This window comes from Pseudomonas sp. BS3767 (assembly GCF_900099665.1).
Lineage (GTDB): Bacteria > Pseudomonadota > Gammaproteobacteria > Pseudomonadales > Pseudomonadaceae > Aquipseudomonas > Aquipseudomonas cerasi.
On the sequence record NZ_FNCX01000007.1, the window covers coordinates 312,997 to 327,646 of the forward strand.

The 14,650-nt window shown below is 59.0% G+C and carries 12 protein-coding genes; 2 read left to right on the top strand and 10 right to left on the bottom strand.

Annotation, left to right across the window (positions count from 1 at the left end; translation table 11 throughout):
* Positions 1-77: 77 nt before the first annotated feature.
* From BLR16_RS20560 to BLR16_RS20595, 8 genes are all read right to left on the bottom strand, one after another.
* Positions 78-1,283: a glycosyltransferase family 4 protein gene (locus BLR16_RS20560; protein WP_074808823.1), complete on the bottom strand. Its 1,206-nt coding sequence runs from the start codon at positions 1,281-1,283 to the stop codon at positions 78-80.
* Complete coding sequence (locus BLR16_RS20565) at positions 1,280-2,281, bottom strand: glycosyltransferase (protein ID WP_003370604.1); 1,002 nt, start codon at positions 2,279-2,281, stop codon at positions 1,280-1,282. Before BLR16_RS20565 ends, BLR16_RS20560 begins: the two co-directional genes overlap by 4 nt.
* A gap of 84 nt (positions 2,282-2,365) precedes the next feature.
* Positions 2,366-2,878, bottom strand: coding sequence for a transcription/translation regulatory transformer protein RfaH (gene rfaH, locus BLR16_RS20570; protein WP_054081640.1), 513 nt, complete (start codon positions 2,876-2,878; stop codon positions 2,366-2,368).
* Positions 2,879-2,930: 52 nt separating this feature from the next.
* On the bottom strand, positions 2,931-5,138 hold the full coding sequence (locus tag BLR16_RS20575; RefSeq protein WP_074808825.1) for a polysaccharide biosynthesis tyrosine autokinase: 2,208 nt from the start codon (positions 5,136-5,138) through the stop codon (positions 2,931-2,933).
* On the bottom strand, positions 5,139-5,591 hold the full coding sequence (locus BLR16_RS20580; protein ID WP_003436458.1) for a low molecular weight protein-tyrosine-phosphatase: 453 nt from the start codon (positions 5,589-5,591) through the stop codon (positions 5,139-5,141).
* The gene (locus tag BLR16_RS20585; protein WP_074808828.1) at positions 5,581-6,516 is read right to left on the bottom strand and encodes a glycosyltransferase family 2 protein; all 936 of its coding nucleotides are present in this window, start codon (positions 6,514-6,516) and stop codon (positions 5,581-5,583) included. Before BLR16_RS20585 ends, BLR16_RS20580 begins: the two co-directional genes overlap by 11 nt.
* Before the next feature lie 3 nt (positions 6,517-6,519).
* Positions 6,520-8,034, bottom strand: a complete 1,515-nt coding sequence (locus tag BLR16_RS20590; protein WP_074808839.1) for a lipopolysaccharide biosynthesis protein — start codon at positions 8,032-8,034, stop codon at positions 6,520-6,522.
* Positions 8,035-8,039: 5 nt separating this feature from the next.
* Positions 8,040-9,155 (bottom strand): DegT/DnrJ/EryC1/StrS family aminotransferase, encoded by a 1,116-nt coding sequence (locus tag BLR16_RS20595; RefSeq protein WP_003436464.1) that lies wholly within the window; start codon positions 9,153-9,155, stop codon positions 8,040-8,042.
* Between the two features lie 666 nt (positions 9,156-9,821).
* Here BLR16_RS20595 and BLR16_RS20600 point away from each other — a divergent pair.
* Both BLR16_RS20600 and BLR16_RS20605 read left to right on the top strand, forming a co-directional pair.
* The gene (locus BLR16_RS20600; protein ID WP_072366950.1) at positions 9,822-11,015 is read left to right on the top strand and encodes a cysteine desulfurase family protein; all 1,194 of its coding nucleotides are present in this window, start codon (positions 9,822-9,824) and stop codon (positions 11,013-11,015) included.
* Positions 11,016-11,072: 57 nt separating this feature from the next.
* Complete coding sequence (locus tag BLR16_RS20605; protein WP_054081644.1) at positions 11,073-12,881, top strand: aminopeptidase P family protein; 1,809 nt, start codon at positions 11,073-11,075, stop codon at positions 12,879-12,881.
* Positions 12,882-12,905: 24 nt separating this feature from the next.
* Here the strand turns inward: BLR16_RS20605 and BLR16_RS20610 are convergent, their stop codons facing one another.
* Both BLR16_RS20610 and rhtA read right to left on the bottom strand, forming a co-directional pair.
* Positions 12,906-13,220: a hypothetical protein gene (locus tag BLR16_RS20610; RefSeq protein WP_003370625.1), complete on the bottom strand. Its 315-nt coding sequence runs from the start codon at positions 13,218-13,220 to the stop codon at positions 12,906-12,908.
* Positions 13,221-13,386: 166 nt separating this feature from the next.
* A complete protein-coding gene (gene rhtA, locus BLR16_RS20615) occupies positions 13,387-14,274 on the bottom strand; it encodes a threonine/homoserine exporter RhtA (protein WP_003370628.1) in 888 nt (295 codons plus the stop codon).
* Between the last annotated feature and the right edge of the window lie 376 nt (positions 14,275-14,650).

The window sequence follows — 14,650 nt, forward strand, 5'->3', positions numbered from 1 at the left end:
CTGATGAAGGTGAGCTGATGGGTGCCACACCGTGTCCGTGATGTCGTCAAAGGGGGCGATTGCGCCCGTTCGCTGTGCTACGTGCTGCGGTCCTGCAAGGTCTGGGCAAAAATGCTTTCGTACTGGTCCAGCATCAGGTCCAGATTCATCAACGACGCGACGCTGCTGCGTGCCTGGCTGCCAAGGCGTGCCAGCAGTTCGGGCTGCTGATGCAGCCTGAGCATCGCCAGCCCCAGTGAGTCAGGATCATCGGGGCTGCACAGCAAGCCATTGAGCGGTTCCTGAATGATTTCCGTGAGCCCGCCCATGCGGCTGGCGATGACCGGCAGCGAGTGCGCGCATGCCTCGACCGCGACCATGCCGAACGGCTCATTCCACAGGGAAGGCACAATCGCCACATCGATCTGGCGATAGAAGTTCTCGGGTCTCTGAAAACCGACGAAACTGATGTCGGGGGACGTGACCATGGCTTTGAAGCGCTTTTCGTCAGTCGACTGTCCGCGCCCGGCAATCTGCAGGGTGGCTTTGAACGGCAGGCGCTGGAACTGCTCGATCAGCCACTCCAGCCCCTTGTTGGTCGACAGGGTGCCCAGGTAACCGAAACGCAACGGTGCGTCATTGACAAGTGCCTTGGGCTGCTCGCGAAGCGCTGGCGTAAACGGGCTGGCGTTATGCACCACATAGCCTCTGGCATGCTTGAAATAATCCTGCTCCCGCAGCGTGTCGAGCATGAAGCGGCTGACACCGACCACCGCGCTGACCTGTTTCGACTGGTGTGCATGCTGACTGCGCAACCGTGTGCACGTCGTGCAGCGGCGCTGACAGCTTTTGCCCTTTCTGAACATCGTGCTTGCCGGGCACAGCAAGTAAAAGTCGTGCAGCACCTGCACGATCGGGCAATTGGCCTGGGTGATCTGGTCCCATGCCGAGACCGACCAGCCCGTCAGGTTATGGCACACCACCAGTTCCGGCTGCTCCAGCTCCATCACGCGCTCCACGTACTCACGCATGCCTGCGTTGTAGCGATCGCGCCAGTGCCAGGCAAAGCGCGCCAGACGGCCCGGACGCTGGGCGATGAAGTGCCAGTAACGGTTAAGCAGGCCGGCTCGATAGACCTTGACCCGGTTGACCTCCGCCAGTTGCAAGCCAGGTCGGTCAGTGGTGGCCAATACCGCGACGCTGTGCCCGCGCTGCTGCAAGCCCTCGACGGTACGTTGCAGAATGATTTCTGCGCCGCCGCCGATATCGGGCGCGTAGAGGCTGTTGATGAAAAGGATTTTCATAGCGGGTAGGCCCTGTTCAGGCCCAGCCTGCCGGCTTCGCCCTCGCGAATGGCGTCGTTGAGCAGGTCCAGACGCTGCACTGCGCCACAGCGCCAGGCATACAGGTTCAGCAGGCAGAGAAAAACCCAGCGATTGAGCCGATAGCTGATTGGGGAGGCCGCCCAGACATGTTTGTCGAACCAGGCCTGATTGCGCGCTGCGTAGTAGGCGCGCAGATCCGATCCGCCCAGCAGGTAGCTTTCATAGACATTGCGGGTACGTGCCTTGATGTTCCAGGAGTCTTCCAGATCGTCCAGCCGCGCATCGGGCACCAGAAACAGCTTTCCGCCACCGTCGGTGATGCGCCAGGTGTATTCGCTGTCATCGCTGTACAGCTTGAGAGCATCCAGCGGCAGGCCGATCTTTTGGTAAAGGCTGCGATGGGCAAGCAGCCCGCCGTAAGTGGCAAAAGGCAGTTGCACGTGTTCCGGCATCAGCCGGGTGGCATCGGGCTTTCCCCACGGCAGGCGTCGCCAGATCTTGTACGGCAACTGTGCGATGTGAAAGCCGAAGAAGCTTGAGCGCCGCTGGATCGCATATTGCAGCGGCACACCTGCGGCGATGTCGGCTTGATGCGTGGGGCGAAAGCCGAGCACCGCGCAGTTGTCCTGGCCGTCGATGAGTTGCCGTTCACGCAAGGATCGATGCAATGCCTCGATGGCATGCGCGGTCGGTGCGTTATCGTCGTCCATCAGCCAGATGCAGTCGTCTCCGGTTTGCAGCGCGGCGTTAATGCCCACCGAGTAGCCATTGGCCGAGCCGGTGTTGTGCGGCAGCCAGATCACCTGAACCCGATCGGGCCACTCATCGCATAGCGCTTGCAGTGGCGCGGTGGAAGCATTGCTGACAACGATCACGCGGCCAATCAGCGGGCTTTCCAGCGAGCGGCTGATCAGGGTGTGCAAATAGCTGAAACGGTCACCATAGGTGAGCGTCACCAGGGTGGTCTGACGCGGCATGGTGCGATTCCGAGGCTGGTGAAACAGGCGTGCGACGCATGCTTTCAGTACACGTCGTGCGGCAGGTTGCGGCGGGTTCGAGCGCTAGGCGCTCGCCTCGATTCGCGACAGGCTGCTGATCGGCAACACCACTTTTTGCTGACGTTGCAGCATATTGAGCAGGATCACCGCGCGCTGCGCGCCATCTTCACTCAGAAAGATGGCCTCGACTTCACCCCAGCTGGCATGGGTGATCAGCACCGCGTCCCCCTGGGTAAACTGTGTTTTCGGCGCGGGTGTGGCGAGTCGTTGGCGGATCTGCTCGATCAGATGATCCCGAACCGGGACCGGATGACCACCGAAAGTCACGATGCGCGAGACGCCGCGGGTGGAGCGAATCGGGTACCAGTTGTCCTGCACCTGATCCATGTGAATGAACAGATAACCGGGGAACAAGGCCTCGCCGGCCTGAACCCTGGTGCCGGGTTTTTTTGCATCGGCCTGTAACGGTCGATAGCACTCGAACTGCTGACGCCGCAAATGTTCTTCGGCGCGGGCTTCCTGCCGTGGTTTGGTCTGGATCAGGTACCAGCGGACATCCTGGTCGGAGTGGGACATGGTTAATTCCTTTTAAATGAAACAGCTCGGTCAGCGGCAAGCAGCGCCCCGGCTATCGGGGCGCGGGGTGGTAGTTGTAGCCGTAGGCGGCGCAGTCGTAGTCGGAGGTCGTGGCCTTGCGCACCACCGCGTTGAAAATGGCGCCCTTGATCAGAATTCCGTTCTGACCCAGACGGCGTTTGCTGGCTTCGATTTCCTGGACGGTGGTCATGCCAAAGCGCGCCACCAGCAGGCAAGTGCCCGCCTGACGGCCCACCAGCGTCGCATCGGTCACGGCCAGGATGGGCGGGGTGTCGATCAGAATCAGGTCATACAGCGGCGACAGTTCGGCAAGCATCTTGTGGAAGTTGTCATGCATCAGCAGCTCCGAGGGGTTGGGCGCGGCGAAACCACAGGAGATGAAATCCAGATGCCGGACACGGGTGCTGTTGATGACCTCGGTACAGCGCAGACGCGCCGCCAGTGTGTCGGACAGCCCGTGTTTGGGTTGCAGACCGAAGAGGCGATGCAGGTAGCCTTTGCGCATGTCGGCATCGATCAGCAGGACCCGTTTGCCGGTCTGAGCAATGATGGTCGCCAGATTGCTCGACACAAAAGACTTGCCGGCACCCGGTGTCGGGCTGGAGATCATCAGCACGTTGTTACGCGCTTCAAGCATGGCGAAGTGCAGGCTTGTGCGCAGGCTGCGCAATGACTCGATCGCCAGCTCGGCGGGCGCGGCAATGCTCAGCAACTTCGACTCCTGGCCGGCATGGTCGCGCTTGTCCAGATGCTCCTGTTGGCGCGAGTGCGGCAGCGACGCGTAGACCGGCATGCCCAGATTTTCAATGCTCTCGGCGCTTTCGATGCCGCGATAGAACGCCTGGCGCACGAAAACCATGGTCATCGCGACCAGCGCGCCGAGCAGCGTGGCAATCAGCACGATCAGTGTTTTCATCGGTTTGACGGGTCTTTCGACATTGGTGTCGGCGTTATCGATGACCCGTACGTTGCCGATGTTGCCGGCGCGCAGAATGTCCTGCTCCTGGCTTTTGTTGAGCATCAGTGTGTAGGTCTGGCTGATGACCTGCATATCACGGGTCAGGCGCAACAACTCCTGCTGGGTCATGGGCAGCGCGTCGATTTTTTTCAGCAGGCCCTGGCGCTGTTGTTCCAGCTGGTTCATCTGGCTCATCAGGCTGCGATAGGTCGGGTGCTCGCGGGTATACAGCCGTTCCAGTTCGACGCGTTTGAGTTTCAGTTCCGACAGCATTGAGTCGAGACTGACCACTTGGTCAAGCACCCCCTTGGTTTCGATACTCAGGTCCACCGACCGGGCGCTGGTCTGGAAGGTATTCAGTGCGGTTTCCGATTCTTCGAGCTGCTTGCGTACGGCGGGTAACTGCGAGCGCAAAAACTGCAGTCGCTGGGCGGCTTCGGCAGAACTGCGCTCGACGTTCTGGCGTACATACAGATGGCTGACTTCATCAAGAATCCGGTTGGCCCGTTGCGCATCCTGGTCCTCGATCGACAGGTAGATGATCCCCGAATCCCTGCCGGCCTCGGCGATCTTCAGGCGGTTCTGATAGATCAGCGCGGTGCTGAGTGTGCGCTGTCTGGAGACAGTGAAATCGGTACCGGGCCGGGCCTGCAACGTAGCGACCTGAATCTTGATTCCTTGGCCTTCGACCACGCGATTGATCGCCCCGCCGAGCAGCAGATTGTGTTCGCTATCGTAGAGCGAGAACTGGCCGGGTTTGCCTGCGGTCAGGGTGAGTTTTTCACCCAGCAGGTGCTCTGGCACTTCCAGTTGGAACACCTCTATTTTTTCGCCGCCCCACGCATATTGGGTCAGGCCAAATAAAGGCTGCGCCAGTTCACCGTCACGTGCGGGCTTGAAGGTGCGATACAGATAAGGACCGATCACAGGAAACAAATCAGGTGTCTGGAGCCTATTGAGCTTCAGATCGTCGACGACCTTGCCCAGCAGCGCGCGGGACTTGATCAACTCGATCTCGGTGGTCGCCTGCGACACCGAGAGTGGCTTGGCACTGACTTCCGGCGTACCCTCGATGCCGATTTTTCGGGGTTCTATCTGAATCATGGCGGTGGCCTGATACACCGGCGTGGCCAGAATGGCGTAGCCCAGGCCGAGCAGAAAAAACAGGCCGACGGTCCACAGGATCAGGGTTTTGTGATCGAACAGCATCCGCAGGACCGTTGCCAGATCAATCCGGGAGTCCGCTTGGAAATTCAGGGAAGGATGGTTCATGACGGTCATTTATCCTGTTGCTCCTGACTGAAAATGGGGAAGCCAGTCGTCGATGCAGCGTGAGAGCTGCGCGTAGGTCTGTTCGAAGGCTGACGCGGGCCGCCGGTAAGGGTCGGTGATGTCGAGCGGGTCCTGCCATTTACCGATCAGAAACGCTTTGCCGCGCACTTCGGGGGCCAGTTCGAGGACGTTGGAAAAATGCGCCTGCTCCATCAGCAGGATCAGGTCGGCCTCGCGCAGCAGCTCGCGATTCACCTGGCGAGCGGCATGCCGCCGAGGCTGCACCCGGTGCGACTGCAGCACCGCATGTGCCGTCGGGTCGATCGACGAACCCGATAGCGCGGCGATGCCTGCCGACTGGATACGCACCTGCGTGGCCTTCAGGCGTTCATGCAGCATCGCGACCGCCATCGGGCTGCGGCAAACGTTGCCGACGCACAACACCAGCACACTACTGAACATGAGCGTTGCCAGTATCCGGCAACAGGCGCCTGCGCAGATTGCCGATCACGTTGCCTGCCACCTTCCACACCGTCTGCAGCTTGTGGCGGGGGGCGAGTGCGGCCAGCGACAGGCACACCGTCTGCATCAGGAAATGCTGGTACAGCGGCTGATTGCCCAGGCGGTTGTAATAGTTGGCCAGGCTTGAGCAGGTCTGCAGGTTCATGTGCAACTTGCGTTTGTCACTGCGCATTGAGAACACCCCGCCAGGGTGCATGCGATAGGCGGCCGGCTTGATCCCGGCCATGAACTTGCCCTTGCCGTAGGCCCCCAGCAACGACCACCAGCACATATCGTTCAACGGCGCGCTGCACAGGCTCAATTCGGGCGGCATCTGGCTGAACACATTGCGAAAACAGACAGTCAGGGTCGAGAGGCGTCTCGCTTTTTGCAACTCCAGCGCCGAGGCATCGGCGCGCAGATGACCTTGCAACTGCACGCCATACTGCCCGTGCTCATCGAAGACGAACGCGTCGTGATAAGTGATGACGTAATCCGGATGAGCTTCGAGAAAGTCCACTTGCAGCTGCAGTTTTTGCGGATCGGTCCAGTAGTCATCGGCTTCGCAGTAGGCGATGTAGCGACCGCGTGCTTGGCCAAACAGGCCCGGGACGCACGCGCTGCCCTGACTGTACTGATTGACCTGTTGATAGAAGGCCCGAATGATCGTCGGATACCGCTCGGCGTAGTGCGCAATGATGCGCGCGGTGCCGTCGGTGGAGGCGTCGTCGTTGATCAGGATTTCGTACCTGAAATCGGTCTGCTGTGCCAAAAGCCCGTCCAGCGTCTGAGCGATGAAGCCCTCTTGATTGTAGGCGGGGCATACGATGCTCAGCAGCGGCGGCGCCAGGCAGGTTTCGTCGGTATTCTTTACAGTGTCGTCCATGGCTCAAGTACTCGGTTTACTGAACAGAACATAGAGTTTCGATGCCAGCGGCCGGTGACTCGTCGCCACCAGTGTCAGGGTGACAAGCCCGCTGAGCGCGAGTGCCAGAAGCACGCTGATTCGGCTTTCACCGGCAATCAGATTGAAGACGGGGGCGCTGACCACCAGGCCTGCAGCGCTCATCGCGCTGATCCGCAGAATGTCGCTCAACCACTGGCGATGAAGACCGGGGGCCAGGTGTCGATGCACGATGACTGGCCATATCGCGAAGGACGTCGCCCGCAGAAAAAACCACGCCAACGCCGCGCCGTACACGCCCTGGTAATGGATCGCCAGAACCATCACCGGCACGCTGACCAGCGTCGATATCAGGCTGTACCACAGGTGCAAATGCATCCGGCCATAGGCGTATTGCAAATAGAACTGAAAGGCACTGGCGGCCATGATGGCGCTGCCCAGCGCGTACCAGCCCAGCACCGGACGACTCCAGCGCGCGGCAACCGGATCGCCGGTCCAGGCGAGGATCAACGGCTCTGCGTACAGGGCAATGACCGCAGCCAGCGGGAATAAAAAGGTACAGGCGAGGCGATTGGCGGCCAGAAACAGGGCGTGCATATCGTCGCGTCGCCCTTCGGCCATCAACACGGTCAGGCGCGGCAGCAGCGTCTGGACCAGCGGGTTGGTCAGCATCACGATGCCGGTAGTGATCAACGCCACCAATGAGAAATAGCCGTACTGGTCCAGCGGCAGCAGATTCGACAAAAGAGCCTTGTCCACCTGAGTCAGCACGATCCACAGCACAGCACTCAGCGACAGGCTGGCGGCGAACGGCAGGATCGGCTTGATCAATGGCCAGTCCAGACCGGTCAGCCAATGCGGCGCAGGCATTTGCCCACGTGCCTTGCCGGCAAACAGCAGGGCTTCGATCAGCCCCACCGCGAGTTGAAATTCAAAGAAGTCCCGTGGGTCCCGGGAAAACTGACTGACCAGCACCAGGCCACCGAAGTAGCGCAACGTCGCGATCGACACATTGGCGGCGTTGAGCCAGGCATGTTGTTCAAGACCCTGAATCGCGCTTTTGTACAGCGTCGAACACAGGCGCAGGGCAATGATGATGCCCATCAAGGTGATGCAATGGGTCAGCGTGTCGGGTTGTAGCGTGTTTGCGTTCAGCCAGTGCGCGGCGATCCAGGGGCTGAGGACACCGACAAGCAGGGCGCTGAACATTGCCAACGGCAGAAAGATCAGTTCGAACGAGCGCAGCAGACGGCCCAGGTGTTGTTTACGTGCTGGAGTGTCTCGCGCATGCGCCACCGCACGCACCAGGCTGGGCGACAGGCCGGCATCCAGCAATTGCAGCCAGGCCTGCAGCAGGGTGAAAAAACCGATCAGGCCGTACGCTTCGGCGCCCAGGTGGCCCAGATAGAACGGCATGATCAGAATTCCGATCAGCAGTACGTAAGCCTGCCCGCTGTAATTCAGGAGGGTGTTGCGAATGAGGGAGTGTTTGCTCGGCATGATCGTCAGCAGACCTGTGCAACGGTGCAAGCCCGATAGTCAGTCTCGCTGCAGGCTTCGATCAGGGTGCGGATGACCAGGTCCTGCTCGCTTCTCAGCAGACCGGGATAGATCGGCAGGCACAGCACTCGCTCGCTCAACGCTCTGGAGACTGGCTGGCCGGGTTGCGGCTGCAGGTATTCAAGGGTATCCAGTGAAGGGTAGAAGTAGCGGCGAGGGTTGATCTTGTGCTGGTTGAGTGCCGTGCGCACGCCCAGCAATTGTTGCTCGTCGCGCAGGGCCACGGGGTAATAGCTGTGATTCAGCTGGCTATCGGCCTGGGGTGTCTGCAGATCCAGATAATCTTGCAGCGACGAAGTGTAGTGGTCGGCTATCTCCGCGCGAGCTTCGAGAATGTTGCCGATGTTGTCGAGAATGCACAGCCCCATGGCGGCGGAGAACTCATTGAGCTTGGCGTTTATGCCGAGGCTATCGATCCGGTCGACGCCGGAAATGCCGAAGTTGCACATCAGATGGGCTTGTCTGGCCAGCTCGTCATCGTTGGTGATGATCGCGCCACCTTCAATGGTGTGAAACAGCTTGGTGGCATGGAAGCTCAAGGTACTGATGTCGCCGTGATTGAGCACCGACTGGCCTGCGTGACGCACGGCGAATGCGTGTGCGCCGTCATAGACGACCTTGAGCTTGTGCTTGCGGGCTATTTGCTCGATGGCTTGCACGTCGCAAGGATTGCCGAACACGTGGGTGGCGACGATCGCCGTGGTGTCTTCGGTAATGCTGTTTTCGATGTGGTTGGGCGAGATGTTCCAGGTGTGCGCATCGATGTCGGCAAAGATGGGCCGGATGCCTTCCCATTGCAGCGAGCTGCTGGTCGCGACAAAACTGAATGGCGTAGTCACTGCGCTGCCGCTCAGCCCCAGCGCCCGATAGGCCACTTGCAGGGCCAGGGTGCCGTTGTTGGTCAGAATAATGTGTCTGACGCCCAGGTAGTCTTTGAGTCGGTCCGTCAGCTCCCTGGCCAGCGGCCCGTGATTGGTCAGCCAGCCACGTGCGTAGATGCCTTCGACATAGCGTTTGAACTGGTCGATATCACCCAGGTACGTCTTGGTCACGTTAATCATCGAAGCCTCCATGTTTCTATGAATCAGTGCGTTGCCAAGCGGGTGACCGGGCATCCGTTGCAGACGTACGTTGATTGCCGGGCACGCTACCGCCGAACCGGTCGATCCAGTCAGGGAGCCGTTTACCGAGCATCAACGCATAAGCGTCGAGTGGGTCGCATTGCAACAGGCAACGCTACCGCCACACCGAACGCATTCAGCATTTAAAAAAGGAATGGAGAGTCAACAGGCATCCGCCAGCGCCGGATAAGCGCCGTGGAAATAACTGACAGGGTGAGACGGGACAGCAGTCAACTTCGGCTGATTATTCCGACGCTATGCTCTGCGGCATGTGCGTAAAACCGGAGTGTGCCTGACGGTCCTATATATCGGTGGCGGCAGGGTATCTGTCAAATTATTTCGTCAGGTTTCTGTTAGATTTTTGATAAATGGTAGATTGGATAATCTAAAGTATTGATTTATAAGACTGTCAAAAAAATATCATCTTTCGATGTGTATTTAATGACACAGACTGCCGCCTCAGTCGGGCGTGCAGAGATCAACAGACTTTACGATGGCCAATTTCTTTATATTCTATTTTTGTCTATATAAATATTAATTGATAATTTTTAGTTCTATTTGATTTCGTGCATGATCCTCTTCATGGTCTGTGAACGAGGAGCGCGCATGAACGAGCCAGTGCTGTATTTCGATTACGCCGCCACCACCCCTGTGGACGAGCGCGTTATCAGAGTGATGGTCGATTGCCTGGGGGTGTCAGGCAACTTCGGCAATCCGGCCTCCAGCTCCCATTCGTTCGGCCAGAAGGCCCGCCTTGCAGTGGAGCTTGCCCGTGAGCAGGTTGCGCATCTGGTGGGTGCGCAAGCCTCGCAGATCATCTGGACTTCCGGCGCGACCGAGTCCAGCAATCTGGCACTCAAGGGGGTGGCTCAGGAGCGTGCCAAGCGCCAGGCAGCCGTCGCCGGAGGCAAACCCGGTCATATCATCACCAGCCTGATCGAGCACAAGGCTACCCTCGACACCGCCCGTCAACTTGAGCAGGAGGGCGTCGAGGTCACCTGGCTGGCGCCGGACAGCGAGGGCCTGATCAGTGCCGATGCCGTCAGTGCAGCCTTGCGTGACGATACATTTCTGGTCTCGCTGATGCTGGTCAATAACGAACTGGGTACCGTTAACGACATCGCCGAAATCGGCAGACGCGTACGGGGGCACGGGGCGCTGTTGCATGTCGACGCTGCACAGGGCGCTGGCAAGCTGCCAATCGACCTCAGCCAGCTCGCGGTAGATTTGATGTCGCTCTCGGCACACAAAATCTACGGGCCCAAGGGCATCGGCGCTTTGTACGTCGGTCCGCGTGCGCAGCAGCGTGTTCTCGCCCAGATACATGGGGGAGGGCACGAATGTGGCTTACGCTCGGGGACACTGGCAACGCATCAGATTGCCGGAATGGGCGCGGCCTTTGCCTTGGCGGCAGAGGTGCTCGAAGGTGAGGTGGTTGAAATACAGCGGCTGAGCGATCTTCTTTGTAAACGCCTGGCCGGGATTCCCGGGGTATGTATCAACGGCAGTCCCACACAGCGGATTGCCCACACACTCAGTTTTACGTTCACCCATAACGATCTGGACGTCGCCGCGCTGGGTGAGAGCCTCGCCTTTTCGTCCACTTCCGCCTGCAACTCGGCGAAAAACCTGCCGTCGCATGTCCTGCTGGCCCTTGGGCTGAGCCCGCAGGCCGCCAGCCAGACCATACGCCTGAGTCTGGGGCGCTTCACTCGCGAGCAGGACATAGCGCGCGCGGCTGACTCGATTCGCGCCTCTCTGATTCAGCCAGCGTTCTGGGCGGTTGCTCAGGCTCGATGAGTGCTCCATTATCTGAACCGGTGAAAGCAGTCAATTTCCGGGTCAGCAGGAGAGTCAATGAGTACGCAATCCAATGCCAGTTCAGACGTGGCAGAACGTTTGGCGCAAACCCGCGCCTTGATGAGCAGGGAGCGCATCGATGCCTATCTGGTGCCGTCAGCGGATCCGCACCTCTCCGAATACCTGCCCGGCTATTGGCAGGGGCGCCAGTGGCTGTCGGGTTTTCACGGCTCGGTCGGTACGCTGATCATCACCCAGGATTTCGCCGGCATATGGGCTGACAGCCGCTATTGGGAACAGGCCACCAAGGAGCTGGCTGGCAGCGGCATCGAATTGGTGAAGCTGATGCCCGGCCAACAAGGCCCGCTCGAATGGCTGGCAGATGAAGCCAAGGCAGAGAGCGTGGTTGCCGTTGATGGGGCGGTTCTGGCCGTTGCCTCTTCGCGGACATTGGCAAGCAAGCTCTACGAACGTGGTGCGCGGCTGCGAACCGATATCGACCTGCTCACCGAGCTGTGGCAGGACCGCCCCGCGTTGCCGTCTCACCCGATTTACGAGCATTTGCCTCCCCAGGCGTCACTGGACCGTAACGAAAAACTCGCGCGGGTTCGTCAGATTATCGTCGAGCGAAAAGCTGACTGGCATTTCATCGCCACACTGGACGACATCGCCTGGCTGTTCAATCTGCGTGGCGCAGACGTTTCCTACAATCCGGTGTTCATCGCATTTGCCTTGATCGGTCCGCAAAGCGTCACGCTGTTCGTGGACTCGAAGAAAGTACCGGACTCGGTACGTGCGCGCCTGGAGCGCGACGGTATCAACCTCATGGAATACACGCAGATTGGCGCCGCCTTGCGCGAACTGCCTAAGGACGCGCGACTGCTGGTCGATCCGGCGCGGGTTACCTGCGGGCTGCTCGATTACCTGGACAGCGAGGTCACGCTGGTTGAAGGGCTCAACCCCAGCACGTTGCTGAAATCGCAAAAAACCGAGACCGATACGGCCCACATCCGTCAGGCCATGGAGCAGGACGGCGCCGCGCTCTGCGAGTTCTTCGCCTGGCTGGACAGTGCGCTGGGGCGAGAGCCTGTCAGCGAACTGACCATTGATGAAAAGCTCACTCAGGCACGCGAGCGACGTCCGGGTTATGTCTCGCCCAGCTTTGCCACCATTGCGGGATTCAACGCCAATGGCGCGATGCCGCATTACCGCGCGACCGAGGCGGAGCATGCGCGGATAGAAGGCGACGGTTTGCTGCTGATCGATTCGGGCGGGCAGTACCTTGGTGGTACCACCGACATCACGCGCATGGTGGCGATCGGAACACCGAGCGCTGAACAGAAACAGGACTGTACTCGCGTGCTCAAGGGTGTGATCGCGCTATCGCGTGCGCACTTTCCCAAGGGTATTCAGTCGCCGCTGCTGGACGCAATTGCCCGAGCGCCTATCTGGAGTGAGGGTGTCAATTACGGCCATGGCACCGGGCACGGTGTGGGGTATTTCCTGAATGTGCACGAGGGGCCGCAGGTCATTGCCTATCAGGCACCTGCAACACCGCAGACGGCCATGCTGCCGGGCATGATCACGTCCATCGAGCCGGGTACTTACCGGCCTGGGCGCTGGGGAGTGCGTATCGAAAACCTGGTGATCAACCAGGAAGCCGGTAAAACCGAGTTCGGCGAGTTTCTGCGCTTCGAAACGCTGACGCTGTGTCCTATCGACACCCGTTGCCTTGAGGTGTCGATGTTGAACGCAGAAGAACGCACTTGGCTGAATGACTACCATGTGCAGGTTCTGACGCGCTTGAGCCCATTGCTGCAGGGCACTGCGCTGCTGTGGCTGCAGGCCAGGACGATTCCTGTCTGATCAAGCTTTCGCGTTGCCGCAGGCTCAGTCCTGCGGTAACGGTTCAGCCAGTGGTGCTGCTTTCCTGCAGACGATGATCATGCTGCGGCTGGTGTAACCCGCCGGGTTCAGGCCGAACGGATAGTCTTCGGGCTCCTCGGTGGCATCGCCGGACTTGGCGATCACCTTGAATGTTCTCGACGCGCAGGAGTTGGTAGCCAGTTCGTAGCATTTTGCCCAGGACGAGGTGAGGCCTGAGCAGTTGATGTGGATGCCTCGCTTGCTTTGCGTGACGGGTTTGGACGTGGCTGCACAACCTGCCACAGCCAAGATGGCCAATACGACAAAAATGTATTTCATTCCTTTCCTTAGCGGGCCATTGCTGATCGCGATCCATCCGATTGACTGGACCATGAGTCTTTTGAACTGTAACGCATAGCCACCGAAGATAAATCGGTCAGGTACAAACATGGCGCATGCGCGTAACAAATGCTAGTGCCATATGGCTTCTTGATGCGTGGTAAGTTCAGTCGGCCGGTACCAATTGAGGTTTGCTGTTTGCAGAGCCAAGGGTTGCGCCGATGGACGCGAAGATGATTGCGCCGATCGCCAGCCATTGAGTCAGTGAAAGGCTTTCATGGAGAAACACCAGGCCTGAAAGCGCGGCGAAGACGGGTTCCAGGCTTGCCAGCGTGCCGAATGTACGCGCTGACATCCGCGTTAGGGCAATCATCTCCAGGCTATAGGGCAGGGCAGTCGAGAGGATGGCGACACCCAGTGCTGCGGGTATCAGTGAAATATCCAGTAACGCAGAGCCTGCGTGTATCACGCCTATTGGCCCTATGAACAGCGCGGCAATCACAACGCCAAGCGCTGCTGTCTGCACACCATTGTCGGCGCCGGCCTTGTGACCGAACACGATGTATGCGGCCCAGCACACGCCTGCGCCCAAAGCATAGCCGGCACCGAGCAGATCAATTGCGGCAGCTGAGGTCCCCAGCGGGATCAACAACAGCAGGCCGATGACTGCCAGAGTCACCCAGAGAAAATCAATGGGCTTGCGGGAAGACAGCAAAGCCACAGCCAGCGGACCGGTGAATTCCAGCGCTACTGCAATCCCCAGGGGCACTGTCTGCAACGACATATAGAAGAGAAGGTTCATGCAACCCAGCGCAATGCCGTAGATCACGACGGTGCGTAACGACTTAGCTGTCAGATTCGCCCGCCATGGTCGCAGGACGGCAACCAGAATAAGGCTGGCAAATACCAGTCGCAGGGTCGTTGTGCCTTGCGCACCCACGACAGGGAAAAGACTCTTTGCCAGCGATGCGCCGCTTTGAATGGAGATCATGGCGATCATCAGCAGCCCCAGAGGGAACAGGGCAGAGGCTATGTTGCGGGATTTCTCAGACATTTCAGATGTACATCCTGGGTGTGATCCGGGCAAAGGTAATGACGCATGATGCGGAATAATCAAGTATTGGGCAATATATTGCGCAAGGCGCGCGTGCTCTTCTATATAGGTAATCACGAAATGGTCAATTTCGGCGATTTTGAAATTAACGGTTGACGCCCTCTGTGATGTGTCTATAATTCGCCCCACTTCCGGCGCAGACGGAAACGAAAAAGCCTTGTAGATCAATAGTTTGCAAGGTTTTAGAGTGAAGAGTCAGCGAGGAAGGAGGTCGGGTCTGGATTGATCGACAGCGGTGAGAAAAAAGAGTTTGACACGCGGTTGTAGCGCTGTAGAATTCGCCTCCCGCTGAGGAGCAACTCCAGAGTTGATCGCA

Coding starts and splice junctions, on each gene's coding strand:
- BLR16_RS20560 (WP_074808823.1), bottom strand. CDS start 1,283: ATGAAAATCCTTTTCATCAACAGCCTCTACGCGCCCGATATCGGCGGC.
- BLR16_RS20565 (WP_003370604.1), bottom strand. CDS start 2,281: ATGCCGCGTCAGACCACCCTGGTGACGCTCACCTATGGTGACCGTTTC.
- rfaH (WP_054081640.1), bottom strand. CDS start 2,878: ATGTCCCACTCCGACCAGGATGTCCGCTGGTACCTGATCCAGACCAAA.
- BLR16_RS20575 (WP_074808825.1), bottom strand. CDS start 5,138: ATGACCGTCATGAACCATCCTTCCCTGAATTTCCAAGCGGACTCCCGG.
- BLR16_RS20580 (WP_003436458.1), bottom strand. CDS start 5,591: ATGTTCAGTAGTGTGCTGGTGTTGTGCGTCGGCAACGTTTGCCGCAGC.
- BLR16_RS20585 (WP_074808828.1), bottom strand. CDS start 6,516: ATGGACGACACTGTAAAGAATACCGACGAAACCTGCCTGGCGCCGCCG.
- BLR16_RS20590 (WP_074808839.1), bottom strand. CDS start 8,034: ATGCCGAGCAAACACTCCCTCATTCGCAACACCCTCCTGAATTACAGC.
- BLR16_RS20595 (WP_003436464.1), bottom strand. CDS start 9,155: ATGATTAACGTGACCAAGACGTACCTGGGTGATATCGACCAGTTCAAA.
- BLR16_RS20600 (WP_072366950.1), top strand. CDS start 9,822: ATGAACGAGCCAGTGCTGTATTTCGATTACGCCGCCACCACCCCTGTG.
- BLR16_RS20605 (WP_054081644.1), top strand. CDS start 11,073: ATGAGTACGCAATCCAATGCCAGTTCAGACGTGGCAGAACGTTTGGCG.
- BLR16_RS20610 (WP_003370625.1), bottom strand. CDS start 13,220: ATGAAATACATTTTTGTCGTATTGGCCATCTTGGCTGTGGCAGGTTGT.
- rhtA (WP_003370628.1), bottom strand. CDS start 14,274: ATGTCTGAGAAATCCCGCAACATAGCCTCTGCCCTGTTCCCTCTGGGG.